Annotated in this window: 21 protein-coding genes; 9 read left to right on the top strand and 12 right to left on the bottom strand. The window is 59.1% G+C overall.

Features of this window, described 5'->3' with window-relative positions; genetic code table 11:
* Window positions 1–31: 31 nt before the first annotated feature.
* Together D3870_RS02905 and mpl are read right to left on the bottom strand one after the other, a co-directional pair.
* Window positions 32–628: a YqiA/YcfP family alpha/beta fold hydrolase gene (locus D3870_RS02905; RefSeq protein WP_119736523.1), complete on the bottom strand. Its 597-nt coding sequence runs from the start codon at window positions 626–628 to the stop codon at window positions 32–34.
* The gene (mpl, locus tag D3870_RS02900) at window positions 625–2,001 is read right to left on the bottom strand and encodes a UDP-N-acetylmuramate:L-alanyl-gamma-D-glutamyl-meso-diaminopimelate ligase (protein ID WP_119736521.1); all 1,377 of its coding nucleotides are present in this window, start codon (window positions 1,999–2,001) and stop codon (window positions 625–627) included. The genes D3870_RS02905 and mpl overlap by 4 nt, the downstream gene beginning before the upstream one ends.
* 74 nt (window positions 2,002–2,075) lie before the next feature.
* On the opposite strand from mpl, the gene D3870_RS02895 reads away from it, so the two are divergent.
* The 9 genes from D3870_RS02895 (at window position 2,076) to D3870_RS02855 (ending at window position 9,306) form a co-directional block, all read left to right on the top strand.
* Window positions 2,076–2,690 (top strand): hypothetical protein, encoded by a 615-nt coding sequence (locus D3870_RS02895; RefSeq protein WP_119736519.1) that lies wholly within the window; start codon window positions 2,076–2,078, stop codon window positions 2,688–2,690.
* Window positions 2,687–3,220 carry a TlpA disulfide reductase family protein gene (locus D3870_RS02890; RefSeq protein ID WP_119736517.1) on the top strand — a complete coding sequence of 178 codons (534 nt, stop codon included), beginning with the start codon at window positions 2,687–2,689 and terminating at the stop codon, window positions 3,218–3,220. The genes D3870_RS02895 and D3870_RS02890 overlap by 4 nt, the downstream gene beginning before the upstream one ends.
* An 80-nt stretch (window positions 3,221–3,300) precedes the next feature.
* Window positions 3,301–3,738, top strand: a complete 438-nt coding sequence (gene aroQ / locus D3870_RS02885; RefSeq protein ID WP_119736515.1) for a type II 3-dehydroquinate dehydratase — start codon at window positions 3,301–3,303, stop codon at window positions 3,736–3,738.
* Window positions 3,739–3,820: 82 nt separating this feature from the next.
* Window positions 3,821–4,285: an acetyl-CoA carboxylase biotin carboxyl carrier protein gene (accB, locus tag D3870_RS02880; protein WP_119736513.1), complete on the top strand. Its 465-nt coding sequence runs from the start codon at window positions 3,821–3,823 to the stop codon at window positions 4,283–4,285.
* Between the two features lie 83 nt (window positions 4,286–4,368).
* Window positions 4,369–5,745 carry an acetyl-CoA carboxylase biotin carboxylase subunit gene (gene accC, locus D3870_RS02875; RefSeq protein ID WP_119736512.1) on the top strand — a complete coding sequence of 459 codons (1,377 nt, stop codon included), beginning with the start codon at window positions 4,369–4,371 and terminating at the stop codon, window positions 5,743–5,745.
* A gap of 9 nt (window positions 5,746–5,754) precedes the next feature.
* Entirely contained in the window at window positions 5,755–6,669 is a 915-nt protein-coding gene (prmA, locus tag D3870_RS02870; RefSeq protein WP_119736510.1) for a 50S ribosomal protein L11 methyltransferase, read from the top strand.
* A gap of 5 nt (window positions 6,670–6,674) precedes the next feature.
* Entirely contained in the window at window positions 6,675–7,808 is a 1,134-nt protein-coding gene (locus tag D3870_RS02865) for a DUF3426 domain-containing protein (protein ID WP_119736508.1), read from the top strand.
* A gap of 70 nt (window positions 7,809–7,878) precedes the next feature.
* The gene (locus tag D3870_RS02860; RefSeq protein ID WP_119736506.1) at window positions 7,879–8,811 is read left to right on the top strand and encodes a carbohydrate kinase family protein; all 933 of its coding nucleotides are present in this window, start codon (window positions 7,879–7,881) and stop codon (window positions 8,809–8,811) included.
* A gap of 45 nt (window positions 8,812–8,856) precedes the next feature.
* On the top strand, window positions 8,857–9,306 hold the full coding sequence (locus D3870_RS02855) for an outer membrane lipoprotein (RefSeq protein ID WP_119736504.1): 450 nt from the start codon (window positions 8,857–8,859) through the stop codon (window positions 9,304–9,306).
* A 51-nt stretch (window positions 9,307–9,357) separates the two neighbouring features.
* Here the strand turns inward: D3870_RS02855 and D3870_RS02850 are convergent, their stop codons facing one another.
* The 10 genes from D3870_RS02850 to D3870_RS02805 form a co-directional block, all read right to left on the bottom strand.
* Complete coding sequence (locus D3870_RS02850; RefSeq protein ID WP_242489842.1) at window positions 9,358–9,672, bottom strand: DUF167 domain-containing protein; 315 nt, start codon at window positions 9,670–9,672, stop codon at window positions 9,358–9,360.
* Window positions 9,665–10,207, bottom strand: a complete 543-nt coding sequence (locus tag D3870_RS02845; protein ID WP_119736500.1) for a YggT family protein — start codon at window positions 10,205–10,207, stop codon at window positions 9,665–9,667. Before D3870_RS02845 ends, D3870_RS02850 begins: the two co-directional genes overlap by 8 nt.
* A 95-nt stretch (window positions 10,208–10,302) precedes the next feature.
* Window positions 10,303–10,941, bottom strand: coding sequence for a histone H1-like DNA-binding protein (locus tag D3870_RS02840; RefSeq protein ID WP_119736498.1), 639 nt, complete (start codon window positions 10,939–10,941; stop codon window positions 10,303–10,305).
* A 534-nt stretch (window positions 10,942–11,475) separates the two neighbouring features.
* Window positions 11,476–12,657 (bottom strand): ribonucleotide-diphosphate reductase subunit beta, encoded by a 1,182-nt coding sequence (locus D3870_RS02835; RefSeq protein ID WP_119736496.1) that lies wholly within the window; start codon window positions 12,655–12,657, stop codon window positions 11,476–11,478.
* Between the two features lie 91 nt (window positions 12,658–12,748).
* A complete protein-coding gene (locus D3870_RS02830; protein WP_119736495.1) occupies window positions 12,749–15,658 on the bottom strand; it encodes a ribonucleoside-diphosphate reductase subunit alpha in 2,910 nt (969 codons plus the stop codon).
* Window positions 15,659–16,030: 372 nt separating this feature from the next.
* Window positions 16,031–16,630, bottom strand: a complete 600-nt coding sequence (gene ampD / locus D3870_RS02825) for a 1,6-anhydro-N-acetylmuramyl-L-alanine amidase AmpD (RefSeq protein WP_119736493.1) — start codon at window positions 16,628–16,630, stop codon at window positions 16,031–16,033.
* The gene (locus tag D3870_RS02820) at window positions 16,630–18,075 is read right to left on the bottom strand and encodes a sigma-54-dependent transcriptional regulator (RefSeq protein ID WP_119736491.1); all 1,446 of its coding nucleotides are present in this window, start codon (window positions 18,073–18,075) and stop codon (window positions 16,630–16,632) included. The genes ampD and D3870_RS02820 overlap by 1 nt, the downstream gene beginning before the upstream one ends.
* Window positions 18,076–18,100: 25 nt before the next feature.
* A complete protein-coding gene (locus D3870_RS02815; RefSeq protein WP_119736489.1) occupies window positions 18,101–19,816 on the bottom strand; it encodes a sensor histidine kinase in 1,716 nt (571 codons plus the stop codon).
* Window positions 19,813–20,061, bottom strand: a complete 249-nt coding sequence (locus D3870_RS23015; RefSeq protein ID WP_119736487.1) for a PP0621 family protein — start codon at window positions 20,059–20,061, stop codon at window positions 19,813–19,815. Before D3870_RS23015 ends, D3870_RS02815 begins: the two co-directional genes overlap by 4 nt.
* Window positions 20,058–20,867, bottom strand: a complete 810-nt coding sequence (locus D3870_RS02805; RefSeq protein WP_119736485.1) for a cytochrome C assembly family protein — start codon at window positions 20,865–20,867, stop codon at window positions 20,058–20,060. The genes D3870_RS23015 and D3870_RS02805 overlap by 4 nt, the downstream gene beginning before the upstream one ends.
* Between the last annotated feature and the right edge of the window lie 126 nt (window positions 20,868–20,993).

Here is a 20,993-nt window from a genome sequence, read left to right as displayed (position 1 = left end):
GCATCGCGCCGTGCGCGGGGCACGCTCTCGCTCACCGTGAACCTTGTTGCGGCGTTCCCGTTGCTATTCCGCAAAAGGCAAGAACCTGATCGACATACCGATCGAATTCGGAAATGCCATGGTCGCTGCCATCAATGACATGTTGTCGCGCCATCGGGTAATGCGCGGTCATTTCCTTCCAGTCGAGCACTTCATCGCCTGTCGCCGCGATCAGGAAATATCTTTCCGGACGCGTGATCTCGTCGATGGCAAATGCCTTCAATTCATCGATATATTCACGCTTGAATTCGAACCGTTCATCCGAATGGTATGCGGTGGTCACGCCCACGTATGTTTCCAGATCACGCGGCGGCTTGACTGCCGGATTCAGCAGCACCGCGCGGCAGCCTGTCTGCTCTGCCAGCCAGGTCGCGTAATAACCGCCGAGTGAAGAGCCGATCAGCGTAACTTCGCTGGCCGGAGAGCGGTTCACGATGTCCGTCGCCAGTGCGATCGCGTCACGCGGCGATGCCGGCAACTGGGGGCAATGATATTCCGCGCTGCGACCCAATGCCTGCATGCGCTCGGCGATCAGACGCGCCTTGAAGGATTGCGGCGAAGAACGGAAGCCATGCAGATACAGGATCATTGCGACAACGCATCCAGAATCTTCTGATGCACGCCGCCGAAGCCGCCATTGCTCATGACCAGAATGTGATCACCCGGCCGTGCGGCGCGCGCGATCGCCTGCACCAGTTCACCCAATTCGTCATAGGCACCGGCCTTGCTACCCAGCGGCGCCAGCGCTTCGCCCAGATTCCAGCCCAGCGCATCCTTGCCGGATTTGGCGCCGTAGCCGAACACCAGATCGGCTTCACCCAGGCTGCCGGGCAATGCTTCCTTCATCGTGCCCAGCTTCATCGTGTTGGAGCGCGGCTCCAGCACGGCGAGGATGCGCGCGCTGCCAATCTTTTTTCGCAAACCGCCGACCGTCGTCGCAATCGCCGTCGGGTGGTGCGCGAAATCGTCGTACACCGTCATGTCCCGGACCACGCCGCGCACCTCCATGCGGCGCTTGACATTCTCGAACCGGCCCAGCGAGTCGATCGCCTGCGCAACCGGCACGCCGACATGGCGCGCCGCCGCAATCGCGGCAAGCCCGTTCAGCCGGTTGTGCTCCCCCGTCAGCGACCAGCGTACCGTGCCGTGGCACTCGCCGTTGAACAGCACGTCGAAACTGCCGTCGTTATGTTCCGCAAGCGCCCAGCCGGCCTCGCCTGTCACGCCGAACCATTCGTTGTCGCTCCAGCAGCCGCGCGCGATCACGCGCCGCATCGATTCTTCGCGACCATTGGCAACGAGGCGGCCAACGCCCGGGACCGTGCGCACCAGGTGATGGAATTGCGTTTCGATCGCGCCCAGGTCCGGGAAAATATCAGCGTGGTCGTATTCCAGGTTGTTCAGAATCGCGGTTTTGGCACGGTAATGGACGAATTTGCTGCGCTTGTCGAAGAAGGCCGTGTCATATTCATCAGCCTCGATCACGAAGAAGGACGAGCCGGCCTGGGTACCAGACAGCCGGGCAGAGATGCCGAAATTCATCGGCACACCACCGATCAGGAAACCTGGGTGATAACCCGCATCTTCCAGCAGCCACGCCAGCATGGACGATGTGGTGGTTTTGCCATGCGTTCCCGCCACGGCCAGTACCCATTTGTCGTGCAGGATGTGTTCGCCGATCCATTGCGGGCCTGATACATATGGCAGACCGCGGTTGAGGATTTCTTCCATCAAGGGATTGCCGCGCGAGACGACGTTCCCGATGACGAACAGGTCGGGTTGCAAACCGATCTGATCCGGACTGAATCCTTCGATCAGTTCAATGCCCTGCGCTTCAAGCTGGGTGCTCATCGGCGGGTAGACATTGCTGTCGCAGCCAGTCACTTTATGGCCGGCTTGCCTGGCCAGCACCGCGAGCCCACCCATGAAGGTGCCGCAGATGCCAAGGATGTGAATATGCATGGTGCCAATTCGAAATAGAATAGCGAGATTCTACCCGAGCCACGGCCCTGCGCCGTGCGGGTATCATCATCCTCATGGCTGCTTATTCATCTGATATTGAACAGTTGCGTGCCGAAATTGCGGCAGTGGCCGCGCGCATGATCGCGGAAGACGGCGCGGACTACGGCATGGCCAAGCGCAAGGCGGCAAAACAGATTCTCGGCAATGCAAAAGTCCGCGGCGAATTCATGCCCGACAACGCGCAGATCGAAGAGGAAGTGCGGCTTTATAACGAACTGTTCTTCGGCGACACCCAGCCGGCGCGGCTGCTGGATCTGCGCAAGCTGGCCTTGCATGTCATGAAGGAGCTCGCGCAGTTTTCACCCTACCTCACGGGCGCAGTACTGAACGGAACAGCGGGTGAGCATTCGGATATTTATTTGCAATTGTTTACAGAGAGCGCGAAAGACGTCGAAATATTCCTGTTGAACAAGCATGTCGATTTTGACGTAACGGAAACTTCCCACTTCAACGGCCGCCGCGAGCCCATCGAAAGAATCAGCTTCATGTGGAAAAATGAAGGCATTCATCTTGCTGTTTATGCCACCGACGATTTGCGCGGCGCGATGAAGACGACGGCCGAAGGCAAACTGGAACGCGCGAATATGGAATCGGTACGCGCATTGATCATTCAAGCAGAAACAAAATGAAGAAAAACATTCTCGCGGCCGGATTGGTCGGCGTGCTCTTTGCCGCAATCGGCGTGTATTTTGGCGCAAGGCATTTCGAACCAGTACCGCCACAAAGCGGCGCGGTGGCCAGCCTTCTCGCGCAATCCATGCCGGACGCAACCGGAACGACTCAACAATTATCCAAATGGAAAGGCCGGGCCCTGGTTGTCAACTTCTGGGCAACCTGGTGCGCACCTTGCGTTGACGAGATGCCGGAGTTGTCGGCTTTGCAAACCAGCATCGCATCGGACAATATACAAATCATCGGCATCGGCATCGACTCTGCGACCAACATTACCGAATTCGCTTCAAAATATAAAATCACGTATCCGCTCTACGTTGGCGGAGTCAATGGCACCGAGCTGTCGCGCCAACTTGGCAACCCCACCGGCGGACTGCCCTTCACCGTACTCATCGGCAAAGACGGCGCAGTAAAAAAGACTTATCTCGGCCGTCTGAAAATGGAAGAGCTGCGCAAGGATTTGAAGCGGCTTCATGAACAAGGATAAGGGCAAGCATAGTTTCCCTTGCCAATCGGCATCATTAGACGGCAAAATGCGCCATCCTCGTCAAACCAAGTTGCATCTCCATGGCAAAAAATCTACTTCTGCTTAATGGGCCGAATCTGAATCTACTCGGAACACGCGAGCCGGAAGTGTATGGATCGACGACGTTGGCGGATATTGAGCAAGCCGCTGCCGCCCAAGTACATGCTGCCGGCGCGCAATTCACCTCCTTCCAGAGCAATCACGAAGGTGCGCTGATTGACCGGATTCATGCAGCAAGAATCGAGGGCGTGGATGCCATCGTGATCAACCCCGCCGGCTTTACCCATACCAGCGTGGCGTTGCGCGATGCCTTGGCCGGTGTCGCCATTCCTTTTATTGAAGTGCATATCTCCAATATTCATCGCCGCGAAGCATTCCGCCATCACTCGTTTTTGTCGGATATCGCAGTCGGGGTCATCTGCGGCCTCGGCACCGAAGGCTATCGACTGGCCATTGATCACGCACTCAAAAAGCTTTAACTTTCATTATCTCTCCGCAATCAGCATATAATTGCGGCAATTCTCATTGCCATAACAGACAAATAATTCCGAAGGATTTCTCATGGATCTACGAAAACTCAAGACGCTGATCGACCTGGTCGCTGAATCAGACATCGCCGAACTCGAAGTCACCGAAGGCGAAAGCAAAGTCCGCATCGTCAAATCCTCCGGAGTCGCACAGAATCAAGTCGTGATGATGCAGCCGCAGGCCGTACCGCAAGCGATGGCGGCCCCTGTCGCCGGCCCGCAAATCGGCGCGTCCGCAGCGGCGGCTGCGCCGGCCGAACCGCAAGGCCATATCGTCAAGTCGCCGATGGTAGGCACCTTCTATCGCTCATCCGCACCGGGCAACCCGCCGTTCGTCGAAATCGGCTCCTCCATCAAGGAGGGTGACACCCTGTGCATCATTGAGGCGATGAAACTGTTGAATGAGATCGACGCGGATGCCTCGGGCGTCATCAAGCAGATCCTCGTCGAGAATGGCCAGCCGGTCGAATTCGGCCAGCCTCTGTTCGTGATCGGCTAAGGGGCGGTACCCGGCACGCGCACTTTGCCGCGTGCCGCGCCAATTCCTGATACCACCTCTTAACGGTTCACACATCCCCCACCATGTTTGAAAAAATCCTCATTGCCAATCGTGGCGAAATTGCGCTTCGCATTCAGCGCGCATGCCGCGAGATGGGCATCAAAACCGTCGTGGTCCATTCCGAGGCCGACCGCGAGGCAAAGTACGTCAAGCTGGCCGACGAATCGGTCTGCATCGGCCCTGCGCCGTCCTCCTTGAGCTATCTGAACATGCCGGCGATCATCAGCGCCGCAGAAGTCACCGACGCCGAAGCGATTCACCCGGGCTACGGCTTCCTTTCCGAGAATGCGGACTTCGCCGAACGCGTGGAAAAATCCGGTTTCGTCTTCATCGGCCCGCGCTCCGAATCGATCCGCATGATGGGCGACAAGGTCTCGGCAAAGCACGCCATGATCAAGGCTGGCGTGCCCTGTGTGCCGGGTTCGGAAGGCGCGCTGCCGGAAGATCCGAAGGAAATCATCCGCATCGCGCGCAAGGTCGGCTACCCGGTCATCATCAAGGCGGCGGGTGGCGGCGGCGGGCGCGGCATGCGCGTCGTGCACACCGAAGCGGCGCTGCTCAACGCAGTGACAATGACCAGGACCGAAGCCGGCACCGCCTTCGGCAACCCCGAAGTCTATATGGAGAAATACCTGGAAAATCCACGTCACGTGGAAATCCAGATACTTGCCGACGAATTCAAGAATGCGGTGTGGCTTGGCGAGCGCGATTGCTCGATGCAGCGCCGTCACCAGAAGGTGATCGAGGAAGCACCGGCGCCAGGCATTCCGCGCAAGCTGATCGAGCGCATCGGCGATCGTTGCGCCGATGCCTGCCGCAAGATCGGCTACCGGGGCGCAGGGACATTCGAGTTCCTGTATGAAAACGGCGAGTTCTACTTCATCGAAATGAATACCCGTATCCAGGTCGAGCATCCGGTGACGGAAATGATTACCGGCATCGACCTGGTGCAGGAACAAATCCGCGTCGCGGCGGGCGAAAAACTGCGCTTCCGCCAGCGCGACATCGAACTGACCGGGCATGCGATCGAATGCCGCATCAACGCGGAAGACCCGTTCAAGTTCACGCCCTCGCCGGGCCGCATCAACGCCTGGCACGCGCCGGGCGGTCCCGGTATCCGGGTCGATTCGCATGCGTACGCCGGCTATTTTGTGCCGCCGACCTATGATTCCATGGTCGGGAAGGTGATTGCCTACGGCGCCACGCGCGACCAGGCGATTCGCCGCATGCAGATCGCCCTGTCCGAAATGGTGGTCGAAGGGATTCTGACCAATATCCCTTTGCATCGCGAATTGATGATCGATGCACGCTTCATCGAAGGCGGCACGAACATCCACTACCTGGAACAAAAGCTCGCGGACAAACCTGATTTGCCCAAGTCCGGCCAGGTCAAGAAATAAGGCATCCCCATGAGCTGGACTGAAATCGTCATCGAAGTCGCCCGCGATCACGCCGAACAGCTGTCAGACGCCTTGATGGAAGCGGGTGCGCTGTCGGTTTCGGTGGAAGATGCCGATGAAGGAACCGAGGCCGAGCAACCATTGTTCGGCGAACCCGGCATGGAACCTGCGGAAGCCGCATGGGAACGCAGTCGTGTCGTGGCGCTTGCATCCAACGATGCCGACCATCGTGCCATCGTGGTAGAAGCTGCAGCCGCCATCGGACTGGCAACGCAGCCGTCATACACGCTGCGCCCGGTGGAAGAGCAGGACTGGGTGCGCCTGACGCAATCGCAATTCGATCCGATCCATATCGGCAAGAACATCTGGGTTGTGCCGAGTTGGCACGATGCGCCCGACGCCGGCGGCCTTGTGCTGGAGCTGGATCCCGGCCTCGCCTTCGGCACCGGCAGCCATCCGACCACGCGTCTTTGCATGGAATGGCTGGAAGCGCACGCGCCGGAAAATCTCACCGTGCTGGATTACGGTTGCGGCTCCGGCATCCTTGCGATGGTAGCGAAAAAGCTTGGTGCGGCGTTGGTGGCCGGCGTGGATATCGACCCACAGGCCATCGAATCCGCGCGCTACAACAGCGAGCGCAACCGCTGTGAAATTGACTACTACCTGCCGGAAGCATTCGCCGCTGCGTCGACACCGAAAACATTCGATATCGTGGTCGCCAATATCCTTGCCAGTCCGTTGAAACTGATGGCTCCCATGCTGTCGTCGCGTGTCGCACCCGGCGGCCGCCTGGTACTATCCGGCGTTCTCGCGCGCCAGGCCGATGAAGTCGCCGCCGCCTACGCCCCCTTCATCAGGCTATCGGTATGGGCCGAGCACGACGGCTGGGTCGCCCTGTCCGGCCAATCAACCGGAGCGCAATAACAACAATGGCGCTCGCGACCCGGTGTCCCCACTGCCATACGACATTCAGGGTCGCGCAAGACCAGCTTAAACTGCGCGCCGGACTGGTCCGGTGCGGCTCCTGCAAGCAGATATTCAACGGCATCGAGCATTTGCTGCCGCCTGAAGATGCACCCAAGCCTGCGCCTGCAGCCACTCCTGCATCGATTCCCGCATCAGCCGCATCGCCCGCGGCAGCCAAGTCATCCGAGCTGCCGGATTCCGATGTGGCAAGCGCTGAAATACCGGCGCTGCCATCCGCAAAACCCGCGGTATTGGAAGCCTCTCCGATGACGCAGCCCGAGCGGGACGCGCCTTTGAACGACGCACCCGCCGACAGTCCCGCCAAACCGGCCGCACATGCAGATCCGATTGCAGCCGATCCGCTGGAACGCATGACGCTGATGGATTTTTCGCATGCCGAAGCGGAGTCCGCGGAGGATCAGGACTTTATCGAGAGGGCCGCGCCGCACCATGACCCGGACGCACCTGATCCGCTCGCGCAAGCGATGGAAGACTTGCAGCACAAGCCCTTGCGCGCCGACAGGCAAGACGAAGCGTCCGAACACGATGACGACATCGATGATGAATACGAAGAGCCCGGCTTCGTTACGCAGGGGCGTCGACGTCAGCGCCTTGGCCGTGCATTGCGGTGGTTCACGGGCATTGGCTCGTTCATCCTGTTGATCTGCCTGCTGCTCCAGGGTGTCTATGTATTCCGCGACCAGATTGCGGCACGCTTCCCCGCGACAAAGCCGATGCTCGGTCGTGCATGCGCACTGTTCGATTGCCGAATGGGATTGCCGGCGCAGCCGGAAGCGGTCGCGATCGAATCGAGCGAACTGCAGGCATTGGCGCCAGAGAAAAACACCTTTGTTTTCAATGCGCTGCTGCTCAATCACGGTGCAACGCCTCAAGCGTGGCCGAGTATCGAACTGACCTTGAACGATGCAAATGAAAATCCGGTGGCACGTCGCGTGTTCACGCCACGTGACTACCTGCCCGGAGCTATCGATGCAAATAGCGGCTTTGCCTCCAACTCGGAACAGCCGGTCAAGCTGTTCCTCGAACTGTCTCAGCTGAAGGCTTCGGGCTACCGGGTGTACCTGTTCTATCCCTAGGCGCGCCTCGATCCGAAACAACAGCGGCAGAATCGCCCACAACTCTTTCCATCACTCTCAAAGCATATCCATGACTTCCCTCATCTGCGGCTCGCTCGCTTTCGATTCCATCATGTCGTTCGAAGGACGCTTCTCGGAAGCATTGCTGGCGGATCAGTTACACAAGATCAATGTGGCTTTCCTTGTGCCGCAGCTGCGCCGCGAATTCGGCGGCTGTGCCGGCAACATCGCCTACAACCTGAAATTGCTGGGAGGCGATCCGCTCATCATGGCGACAATCGGTCAGGATGGCGCGCCCTACCTCGAGCGGCTCGACAGCCTGCACATTTCGCGGCGATGCATTCGGACGATCGACGCGTCGTACACCGCGCAAGCGTTCATCACCACGGATGCAAACGGCAACCAGATCACCGCATTCCACCCGGGCGCGATGACGTTTTCCCATGAAAACAAGGTGGCCGATGCCGGTACCGTGAAATTGGCGATTGTCGCCCCCGACGGGCGCGACGGCATGGTCGAGCACGCCGAGGATTGCGCTGCACGCAGCGTCCCATTCATCTTCGATCCGGGCCAGGGATTGCCGATGTTCAATGGTGCCGAGTTGGAACACTTCATTGAACTCGCCACCTACGTAGCGGTCAATGATTACGAAGCCGAGTTGCTGACCGAACGCACCGGACTGAGTCTGGAAGGCATTGCAGAGCGCGTCTCGGCGTTGATCGTGACACGCGGCGAGCAAGGCGCGGACATCTTCACCGACGGCCAGCGTATCGAAATTCCTTGCGTGCCAGCCGGAAAGGTGGCGGATCCGACCGGCTGCGGCGATGCGTTCCGCGCAGGCGTTCTGTACGGTCTGACCAATGGCATGGATTGGTCCACAATCGGGCGGCTGTCCAGTCTGATGGGGGCAATCAAGATCGAACATCAAGGCGGACAAAATCATGCGCCGTCCCGTGCGGAAATCGATGACCGCTTCCAGCAGGCATTCGGTTATCGGCTGTAAAAGCATCAAGGCATAATCAGGTCTGGGGCTCGTCAAGAAATCAATATGCGCACCGTTTCCCTGCTTGCAGCATTTTTCGTGTTTGCGATGGCGAGCTGCTCGACGCAGCCTCCTGCGCAAGCCCCGAATGCGTCAACGGAAGGCAGTACCCTGGTCCAGACCGGACAAGTAACTGCGGTTCGCGACGTCACGACCGCCGGCGGCCAAACTTCGGGCCTGGGTCCATTCATCGGTGGGGTGCTGGGCGGAATTGCCGGCAGTTCGATCGGCGGCGGTTATGGCCGCACCGCAGCAGCGATCGGGGGGGGTGTCGCAGGCGGCATTGCCGGACACCAGGTCGAAGCCGCTGGCACCACGCGCCAGTTCGTTGCTGTCACCGTGCGCCTTGAAAACGGCGAAGAACGCACCTACAACATCGACACCGCGGAGACCTTCCAGCCAGGCGATACCGTCAAGGTCATTACCAGCGGCGGCTCGACGCGCATCACCCATTGAGCATTGCGTCGTGCTTCGACAAGTCGGGCCGGGGCGTCGCGGGCAAGCCAGCTATTCCCGGCCAGAAGGCATGAGCACCTGCCTGGCACCATCCATCGTCACGCCGTGCGCCGTGATTTCAACGGTCTTGCGCCGATTCGCAAGGCCTTGTGTAATGGTGACAGCGCCTTTTGGCACGCCGAACAGAGCGGCAAGATAGCGGACCAGGGCCTCATTCGCCCTTCCTTCAATCGGTTGCGCCTGCAGCTTGATCTTGAGCGCCTCACCCAGCACGCCGATGACTTCGCTTTTTTTCGCATTGGGCGTAATCTGCACTGCCAACCGGATGCCATTGGGCAGCGGAGTACACCAGGCTTCGTTAGGCAAGCGAGGTGATTCCATAGGTAATCACGCGCAGTCCGATCTGCAGCAGCACCAGCGCAACCAGCGGCGATAAGTCGATATTGCCGATCAACGGAACGATGCGCCGCAACGGCCGCATCAAGGGATCGTTCAACGCCCGGATGAAAGGCGCGAGAGGTGCATGCGGATTCACCCAGCTGAAAATGGCTTCAATGATGATGAGGCCCATCAAACCGTAAAACACCCACTCGAAGAACCGCAATACCGACAACAGTACCAGGAACTCCGGCGAGAAACGCGACATTACGAAGAGATCGATTGCTATCGACAGCGTGATCACGAGAACCGCGCCAACCAGGCTTGCCCAGTCGTAGCCGCCGACACCCGGCAGCAATCGGCGCATCGGCCGCACCAACCAGTCCGTCAATTGAAACGTGAACTGACCGAGCGCCATCGGCGGCCGTACACGCACCACTTGCATCCAGAAGCGCAGCAACAGCGCGCCGCCGAGGACCCCGGCGATGGTATCGACGATTAGCGTAAAAATACTCTGCAGCACATCTGCTCCCCAAATAAAACACCCGTTGTGCAACGCGAGGCCGCACAACGGGCATGATGCCTGAATCTAATCAGGCTTCCGAAACAAGCTTGTTATTACGGACGAGTGCCGGTCGGAAACGGCCATGCCGCTGCCGGGCTCAACACTGTCTTTACCGCAGGAGCTGCAGCGGCAGGTTTAGCTGCCGGCTTTTTTGCTGCCGCCTTTTTCGGAGCGGCCTTTTTCGGGGCTGCTTTTTTAGCAGCAGGCTTGGCAGCGACTTTTTTAGCTGCCGGCTTTTTTGCAGCAGCCTTCTTCGGAGCTGCTGCTTTCTTCGCTACCGGCTTCTTCGCTGCGACTTTTTTAGCTACCGGTTTCTTGGCGGCTACTGCCTTCTTCGCTACCGGCTTCTTCGCTGCGACTTTTTTCGCTACGACCTTTTTAGCTGCCGGCTTCTTGGCGGCTACTGCCTTCTTCGCTACCGGCTTTTTCGCTGCGACTTTTTTCGCTACGACTTTTTTAGCTGCCGGCTTCTTGGCGGCTACTGCCTTCTTCGCTACCGGCTTCTTCGCTGCGACTTTTTTCGCTGCGACCTTTTTAGCTGCCGGCTTCTTGGCGGCTGCGGCCTTCTTCGCTACCGGTTTCTTCGCTACAGCCGCCTTTTTCGGAGCTGCTGCTTTCTTCGCTACCGGCTTCTTGGCAGCCGGTTTCTTTGCTGCTGCTTTCTTGGCAGCGGGTTTCTTTGCTGTTGCCATTTGTTTCTCCTTCACGTGATGGAAAAATTCAAACTACGAGGTTGGAAACCCGGATGCTCCATCGCGATGGAGCACTCGGATTATTCATCGGCACAAGCAAATTCTGTTTGCGCTAATGAATTCGGCACCAGCTGAACTGCTGCATCCCCTCATTGATGCAGCACTTCAGCCTCATTTGATTACGCCTCTCTTTTTGCATGAGTCACAGTCGCGCGTCGACCGTGACGGAGGTCCATGCAACGCGGCTCAGAGCACGCTGTTGCAGCCGTAACCAAAAAAAACGCCAGCAACAATGCCGGCGCCGGAATACTCTTTTGGAAAAACCAACAGGTTTTCCAAGGAAAAATCTGCCACGCCCGACCACGTCGGGAACGGCAGCAATAACAGAGCAGATCGATTCGTTCGTCTACTGTTCATTAATTTAGGATTAGCCTTTCAGTCCTGCAGTCGATTGTCCTTGGGACTTATTCGTGTCGGTTTGCCGACTGCACTTTGTCTCCACCTGCCTCGCGCCCGGCTACGAGCTTCATCCATCTATTCCCAATTCAGGGCACCGCCTGTCTGGTATTCGATCACACGTGTCTCGAAGAAGTTGCGCTCTTTTTTCAGGTCGATCATTTCGCTCATCCAGGGGAAGGGATTTTCTTCCTGCGGGAACATCGGATCGAGACCGATCTGTTGTGCGCGGCGATTCGCGATGAATCTCAAGTACCCTTTAAACATCGTCGCATTCAACCCGAGCACTCCACGCGGCATTGTATCCTCTGCGTAGCGATATTCCAACTCTACCGCGCGCAAAAACAACGATTTGATCTCGTCACGGAATTCCGCAGTCCACAGATGCGGGTTCTCCAGCTTGATCGTGTTGATCAAGTCGATTCCGAAATTGCAGTGCATCGATTCGTCGCGCAGGATGTATTGATACTGTTCCGCCGCACCCATCATCTTGTTCTGACGACCGAGCGCGAGAATCTGCGTGAAGCCGACATAGAAGAACAAACCTTCCATCAGGCATGCAAACACGATGAGGGACTTCAGCAGCGTCTGATCGCTCTCGATCGTGCCGGTCGTAAATTGCGGATCGGTCAGCGTATCGATGAAGGGGATCAGGAACTCATCCTTGTCGCGAATCGACGCGACCTCATGATACGCATTGAAGATTTCGCCTTCGTCCAGGCCGAGCGATTCGACGATGTACTGGTACGCGTGGGTGTGGATCGCTTCTTCAAACGCCTGACGCAGCAGGTACTGGCGGCACTCCGGCGCGGTGATGTGGCGGTAGGTGCCGAGCACGATGTTGTTCGCGGCGAGCGAGTCGGCGGTGACGAAGAAACCGAGATTGCGCTTGACCAGTCGACGCTCGTCTTCGGTCAGGCCGTTCGGGTTCTTCCACAGCTCGATGTCGCGCTGCATGTTGATCTCTTGCGGCATCCAGTGGTTGGCGCAGCCGGCCAGATACTTGTCCCACGCCCATTTGTATTTGAAGGGCACGAGCTGATTGACGTCGGTCTGGCCGTTGATGATGCGCTTGTCGGCGACATTCACGCGGCGCTCGGCTTCGCCGGCTGCCGGTTGTGAAACCAGTGACGGGTTGAGCGCGACGTCGTTCATTTGCGCGTTCAGCGAACGGGCCTGCGGCATCGCCGGAGCCAGTCCGGGCTGCGGAGTCTGAGCCGCTCTTGCGGCAGAAGTTGTTTCGTCATCCCAACTTAGCATATTGATTCTTCCTTACACGTATTCTAGTGGCACTTGCGCGATGTTCAAGCTGGCGCGACATGAATGCCGCACCAGCGCATTCATGTCGCGCTTACTGGCAGGCTTCGCACTCTTCGAAACCGGGATCGCCCGGACGCAGCATGCACGCAGGGCCGGCAATATCATCGGCTGCCACGGTTCCTGCAGGCGCTGCCGCCATGCCGCCGCCGAGTCCGCCGGTCGCCGACACCGCGTTGAGCGCGCCGGCCCTGGTGGTCGATTTCTCGGCATGGGTGGCGCCGATGGTGCGCAGATAGTAGGTCGTCTTCAAGCCGCGCAGCCATGCGAGCTTGTAGGTCTCGTCCAGCTTCTTGCCGGATGCGCCCGCCATGTAGATGTTGAGCGATTGCGCCTGGTCAATCCATTTCTGGCGGCGCGATGCGGCTTCGACCAGCCACGACGGCTCGACTTCGAACGCGGTCGCATACAGATCGCGCAGGTCTTGCGGGATGCGATCGATCTTGGCCAGGCTGCCGTCGAAGTACTTGAGATCGGAGACCATCACTTCATCCCACAGGCCGCGCGCCTTCAGATCACGCACGAGATGTTCGTTGATCTCGGTAAACTCGCCGGACAGGTTCGACTTCACATACAGGTTCTGGTAGGTCGGTTCGATGCAGGCCGAGACGTCGATGATGTTGGAGATCGTCGCGGTCGGCGCGATCGCCACGCAGTTCGAGTTGCGCATGCCGTGCTGCTTGATGCGGTCGCGCAACGCGCTCCACTCCATGGTTTCGGAGGTATCGACTTCCAGATAGCCGCCGCGTTCTTCCGCCAGCAGCTTGAGCGAATCCTGCGGCAGGATGCCGCGATCCCACAGCGAGCCGCGATAAGAGCTGTAACGACCGCGCTCTTCCGCCAGTTCGGTCGATGCCCAGTAGGCGTAGTAGCACACCGCTTCCATCGAGCGATCGGCGAACTCGACCGCGTCCATCGAGGCGTAAGGGATGCGCATCATGTGCAGGCAGTCCTGGAAGCCCATGATGCCCATGCCGACCGGACGATGGCGCAGGTTGGAGTCGCGCGCTTTCTTGACGGCGTAGTAGTTGATGTCGATGACGTTGTCGAGCATGCGCATTGCCGTGCGGATCGTCTTTTGCAGCTTGACGTGATCCAGCTTGCCGTTCTTCATGTGCGCCGGCAAATTGACAGAGCCGAGGTTGCAGACCGCGATTTCGGAGTCGTTGGTGTTCAGCGTGATCTCGGTGCACAGGTTGGAGCTGTGCACGACGCCGACGTGCTGCTGCGGTGAACGAATGTTGCACGGGTCCTTGAAGGTAATCCATGGATGACCGGTTTCGAACAGCATCGACAGCATCTTGCGCCACAGGTCGAGCGCCTGCACTTTCTTGAACAACTTCAATTCGCCGCGCGCGGCCTTGGCTTCGTAGCCAGTATAGGCTTCCTCGAAGGCGCTACCGAACTTGTCATGCAGGTCCGGCGCATCGGAGGGCGAGAACAGCGTCCACTCGCCCTTCTCCATCACGCGCTTCATGAACAGGTCGGGAATCCAGTTCGCGGTGTTCATGTCGTGCGTGCGGCGGCGGTCATCACCGGTGTTCTTGCGCAGGTCGAGGAATTCCTCGATGTCCATGTGCCAGGTTTCCAGGTAGGCACAGACTGCGCCCTTGCGCTTGCCACCCTGGTTCACGGCGACGGCGGTGTCGTTGACCACTTTCAGGAACGGCACCACGCCTTGCGACTTGCCATTGGTACCCTTGATATGGGCACCGAGTGAGCGCACCGGGGTCCAGTCGTTGCCGAGACCGCCGGCAAACTTCGCCAGCAGCGCGTTTTCCTTGATCGCTTCGAAAATGCCGTCGAGATCGTCGGCCACCGTGGTCAGATAGCAGGACGACAGCTGCGAGCGCTGCGTGCCGGAATTGAACAGGGTCGGCGTCGAGCTCATGAAATCGAACGAGGACAGCAAGTTGTAGAACTCGATGGCACGCGCTTCGCGGTCGCCCTCGTTCAATGCCAGGCCCATCGCGACGCGCATGTAGAACGCCTGCGGCATTTCGATACGCGTGCCTTGAATGTGCAGGAAGTAACGGTCGTACAGCGTCTGCAGACCGAGGTAGCCGAACTGCAGGTCACGCCCCGGCTGCAACGCATCAGCCAGTTTCTGCAGGTCGAACTGCGCCAGCTTGGCATCGAGCAGATCGGCTTTGATGCCCTTCTCGATGAATTTCGGGAAGTAATCGACGTAATGCGCCTGCGCATCGTTTTGCGCGACTTCCTGGCCGAATACCTCCTTGCGGATAGTGTGCATCAGCAGGCGCGCGGTGACCTTGCTGTACGCCGGGTCCTTTTCCATCAGGGCGCGGGCCGCGAGGATCACGGATTTGTGCAATTCCTCGACCGGCACGCCGTCATAAAGATTCTTGAGCGTTTCAGCGAGGATCGCTTCGGCATCGACATGCTTTTCCAGACCGATGCAGGCAGAGGTGATCAGGCCGCGCACCTGGGCGATGTCGAGCAGGCGGCGCTGGCCGTTGTCCGTGACGTGCAATTGCGGCGTTTCGACAGCCCTGGCAGATTGCTGCTGCGCACGCTCTTCCATGCGCTTGGCGCGATACAGCACGTAGGCACGCGCCACATCATGTTCGCCGGAACGCATCAACGCCAGCTCGACCTGATCCTGCACGTCTTCGATATGGAAGGTGCCGCCAGCGGGTTGGCGACGCACCAGCGCCGACACCACGCCGGCGGTCAACTGCTCGACCAGCTCGCGCACGCGCGCCGATGCTGCGCCTTGCCCGCCATTGACCGCGAGGAATGCCTTGGTGACGGCGATCGAAATCTTGGACGGCTCGAATCCGACTACGGCACCATTGCGGCGGATGATTTTGTAGTCGCCAAGCGTGACGGAAAGATGTGCTGCGGATGGAGTATCGCTGCCTGGAGAGACCAGACCGAATTCGGCGGGGGATTTGACGGAAACTTCTTGAGTAGAGTGCATCTAGCCTCCTTACATTGCATTGTTGGCAGCGTGATTGCTGCTTGTGGTTATTAATTAGAACACCCGGTTCAGCGGATGTTCACGAGATACCGATATCGCGTGTGCGGCCTGCCTGCATGCCGGGAGGTGTTCTTCACACCGGCAATCGCGTCACACGACGTTTTGCGAAAGGAGAGCTGTTCCTGGCCCGCCTGAATCAAATAAGCATTGCATCAAGGCACCATCTGAACAGCTCCGATGGATCATCGCGGCACCACTATATGTAGTGGCTCCAATTGCGAATTAAACTAATTCTAGTGCCAGGATGGCGAGTTCGCAATACCTTTTTTATGAGAGGAAACACAAATTTTCATTGTGCGGCAGTTGACTTTTTCAACCCGTGATGGGGAAGCGCAATGCCTGATGAGCGAGTACTAACGGCCTGACTTGATCGAGCCGTGCATGGTAATCGGACCAGTTGAAAAACGGGCCCGGATCGGTCTTGCGTCCCGGCGCGATATGCTCGTGTCCGATCACATCGGCAAGCTGATATCTGGATTGCAACGCCACAGTCAGTGCGACCAGCGTGTCGTATTGAACGGGCTCGAACACTTCGAAATCGGTTCCCTCCAGTTCGATCCCGATCGAAAAATCGTTGCACCGTTCGCGCCCGCAAAACGACGATGCGCCGGCATGCCATGCGCGGTCGTTGGCCGATACAAACTGCACCACGGTGCCGTCGCGGCGGATCAGGAAATGCGCCGACACGCGCAAGCTGCGCAACTGGTCGAAATACGGATGGGCTTCATGGTCGAGCCGGTTGCAGAACAGGTCGGCAATGAACGGCCCGCCAAACTGGCCGGGCGGCAGGCTGATATTGTGAATCACCAACAGATCCACTCTCGCGTCGACGGGTCGCACATCGAAATTCGGCGAAGGCTCGCATTGTGCTTCGATGCACCAGCCATCGGCGCCTATGCTAAAGCGCCGCATTATTCAGGCTCATGGATGGAAAGGCGTTGCATCCGGTAACGCAACTGCCGGAAGCTGATACCGAGCAGGCCGGCGGCTTGCGTGCGATTGAACCGCGTCTTGAGCAGTGCGCGCTCGATGATCTGGCGCTCGATGCCATCCAGATGGTCCGGCAGAGAACTTGGCAGCGCTTCCGCATCGGTCGTTTCAGACCGTGCCGCCGGCGTCGGAACATGAAGGGCAGCGGCATCCGGCATCGCCAATGCCACGGCGTCGGATGCCTGCCGCACATCGATGGCCGGTGAATTCACCGCTTTCAGCGCGAGGTCCGCCACCTCGATGAGGCCATCGTTGGCAAACGCCAGCGCCCGCTCGAGGATATTTTCCAGCTCGCGCACATTTCCCGGAAAGGCATAGGCCTGCAACGCATCCAGCGCGGACGGCGACAGCACCGCGCGCACGCCTGGTGCCGCGAGCCGCTCCAGAATCGCATCGGCCAGCAAGCCGATGTCGTCCAGCCGCTCGCGCAACGGCGGCAGACGCAGCTCGATGACATTGAGGCGATAGTACAAATCCTGCCGGAACCTGCCCTGTTCGACGCACTCGGCCAGATTCTGGTGCGTCGCGCTGATCAGCCGCACATCGACCGGTTCTTCGACCGTGGAGCCGATCTTGCGCACACGGCGCTCCTGGATCGCACGCAGCAGCTTGACCTGCATCTGCAAGGGCAGATCGGCAACTTCATCGAGCATCAGGGTGCCGCCGTTGGCCGCCTGGAAAAAGCCGTCGCGGTCATCGGTCGCGCCGGTGAAAGCGCCTTTGCGGTAGCCAAAGAATTCGGCCTCCATCAGCGCCTCCGGAATCGCGCCGCAATTGACCGCAAGGAAGGGTTTGTCGACCCGCGCGCTGTGCGCGTGGATATCGCGTGCGGCAAGCTCCTTGCCGCTACCCGATTCGCCGGTGATCGCAACCGGTGCCATGCTGCGCGCCAACCGCGCGATCTGCAAGCGCAAATCCTGCATGACGCCGGACTGCCCGACCAGGCAGGAGGACGTCCCGGCGGCTTGCGCGTTCCGGTGATCTGCGCTGATGCCGGTGACGTTCATGTGCAAGGCCGATTGCACCATCTGGCGCAACTGCTCCAGTGCGACCGGCTTGGACAGATAGTCGAATGCGCCCGCCTTCAGCGCCGCGACCGCATTATCCGCGCTGCCGTATGCGGTAATCACGGCAATCGGTGTGTTTCGGCAATTCGCCGCGACTTCGCGTACCAGCTCGATGCCCATGCCATCCGGCAGGCGCATGTCGGTCAATACCAGCGCATAGTCGGCCTTTGCCAGACGCGCGCGCGCGTCCTCAAGACAGTGCGCACTGTCCACATCCAGCCCCATTCTGACGAGCGTGATCTCCAGCAGCTCGCGCAGGTCGGCTTCATCGTCGACGATCAGGATACGCGGTGAGGTCATGATTATTGTTAAGCTTGTTTTTCGGTCAGGCGCGATCCGGTGTGGCAAATGTGATCACGAATCTGCCGGTCGGCTCGACTGCTCCGTCGCTGGAGCCGTCGTACCGGTATTCGTAGTCCAGCATCGCCCCGTTATTCAAACACAATTCGCGCGCCACGTAGAGCCCCAATCCGGTGCCCTTGCTCGATGTTGTATAAAAGGGTTCGAACAGGTGCGCTCGCACACCCGGCTTGATGGCGGGACCGTCATCCTGTATGTGCACTTCCAGCCGGCTGGCCATGTCGGAGACGGCATGGATGCGTATGCTGCCGCGCCGGCCGCTGGCGTAGCGCAGCGCGTTCGATAGCAGATTCACAACAACCTCGCGCAGATGCAGCGGATCGAAACGCGCATGATGCGAGCGCATTTCGCCAAGCTGTATGAGCCCGGGCATGACCGCATGCGCTTCGTGAAATTCGCCGAGGATGTCGGCAAATAACGGCGCCAGCGCGAGCGGTTCGCGCGGCGATTGTGCCTTGCGCGACAACTTGAGGATGTCCTCGATCATTCGGTTCAGGCGCTTGACGTTGTCGCCAACGATGCTCAGGAGACGCGACTGCGCCGGATTCGAGATATCTTCGCCCAGCAGTGCGGCGGCATGCGCAATCGCGGAAAGCGGATTGCGCACTTCATGCGCGATGCTGGCGGTCAGGCGGCCCATCGATGCGAGTTTCAACTGTTGCGCCTGGTTCTCGATCTCGGTCACGTCTTGCAGGAAGATCAGCGTGCGCTCCTCGCTCAGGCCTTCCGTCTCCACCGTCACGAAGCGCAACTTCAAATGCGATCCCAGTTCGCGCCGCATTTCGCGGCTGATGGTGCTTGCTCCATTGAGGGTGGGGAGATCGTCTCCCGGCTTGACCACGACAAAAGCGGTTGAACCGGTTTCGCTGGTCGCCTTGGCGGCAGGCAATGCGGCCCAGGTTCGGTACGCCTCGACAATCGGCGCCATGGAGGGAATGTCTTTCAGCCTGTAGCGTGCCTGCCCATACGGAACGGACAAGCCGAGCATGCGCTCCGCCGCCGGATTGCCGACAAAGACCCTGGTATCGCGGCCAACCACGAGGATGCCGTCGCCCATGTCCGCGATCACCATGCGATTGATCGCTTGCTGCACTTGCAAGTCGCGTCCGCGTTGCCTGGCAAGCTCCTCCTGCTTGAGCAGCCGGGCGGCAAGACGATTGAGCACGAAGACCGCCGCGAAGAACGCAGCTCCGTACAATCCCGCACGCGACAGCTCCGCTTCGCCGAACGAGGTGAGGAATGCGTACCCGCCTTCGCCCAGCAATACAAATGTCACCACCGACACGCTGAACAGCGCCAGCATCATCGACGCAAGGATGGCGCAGCCCGCCAGTGGAAACAGGAAGAGAATCGCCAGACCGCTCTTCGCTCCCCCGCCCGCGACATACAGCATCGATATCACCGCGATATCGACCGCGAGTTGCACAAGCAATTGCAGCGAAAACCGTTTCCTCAAGTACACCGACAGCAGCGCAAAAACGACGGCAAGCACGAAATAGACAGCGCCGTGAATTTCCCAATTGACAAGATGATTGGCGATGCCGAAATTCTGCTTCGTATTGAGGCTGAGATAGATGAGCAATACGATCGCAATGACGATCCGCGTGAAGCTGAAGGTCTGCAGCGTGCGCCAAAGGGTTTCGCGGGTATCGGCGCGACGCGATTGCGCGATCGGCTTCATGAGCGAACACCGAGACGGCGATGCTCTTCGCTGCAAAATACAAGTCCTTCGGAATTGCCGAAGGACTCCGACAGCGGCACATGCAACCCGCAGTGCGCGCACTGGATCATCGCTTCGCCGCCGTCAGCCGCCTTCGGAGGGGTTGAATCGGTCTTGGCCGAGTCCGGCGCCTTCAACGATCTTTTCGCATGCAGCAGCCACGCGACAACGAGGATGCCGATAATCACCCATATCAAGAACTTCACGCGAGTCCCCGATGCAAAACCACTTCCAGCACGAATCGGCTCCCGACATACGCCAGGAACAGAGTGGCGAAACCGGACAGCGTGAAACTCAGCGCCGTCTTGCCGCGCCAGCCGCGCCAATGGCGTCCCGCCAGCAGCAGGCCGAACAGCAGCCAGGACAGCAGCGTGAAAACGATCTTGTGATTCCACTGGAACGCCTTGCCGAACAATTCCTCGGAAAACACCACGCCGGACAGCACGGTCAAGGTCAGCAAGACAAAACCGAATGCGATCAGCCGGAACAACAGCTTCTCCATGGTCAGCAATGCGGGAAGCCGGTCGATGGCCGCTGCCAGCCAGCCGTTTGCGCCGGCACCGGGCCGGGTATGCAGCTTCGATTCCTGCAAGGCCATCAACACCGCATGAAATGCCGCGATGGTCAGCGTACTGTACGCCAGGATGGCAATCGCGATATGCCATGACAGCAGGACGGATTTGCCCGCCAGCGGCATAACGTTGCCGGGAAAAAGCACCGGCAGCAGCACAGCCGCGGCCGCGCTGGGCAGCACGAGCACGCGCAAGCCGTCCAGGGAAAAATTCCGGTTCTCCAGCCAGTACGCAGCGACCGAAATCCACAGCGCCGCCGACAGCATGACCGCAAAGCCGACGCGCAACGCGCCTGGCGTGATGACATCGCCCCACAACGCGACGCCGTGCAACAGCCAGCCAACCGCGGTGCCCGCCGAGATGGCGAGGCGCTGGTGCGAAGGCAGGAATGCGCATACCGCGTACAGCAATGCCGCCAGGACGAAAAAGGTTGTTTGCATTGCACGGAATGGTGGTAAACGAATTTTGAGTTTATACCATGTAAGGCTGCAATCGACTGCCTTGCACACGGTGATATATCACGCGCCCGGCCACTCGCAATTCTGCTATATCGCGTTGTCAAAAGG

The sequence above is a fragment of the Noviherbaspirillum cavernae genome, from assembly GCF_003590875.1.
GTDB lineage: Bacteria > Pseudomonadota > Gammaproteobacteria > Burkholderiales > Burkholderiaceae_D > Noviherbaspirillum > Noviherbaspirillum cavernae.
The sequence above is the reverse complement of the archived record's forward strand: the minus strand, read 5'-3'. Positions and strand labels throughout refer to the sequence as shown.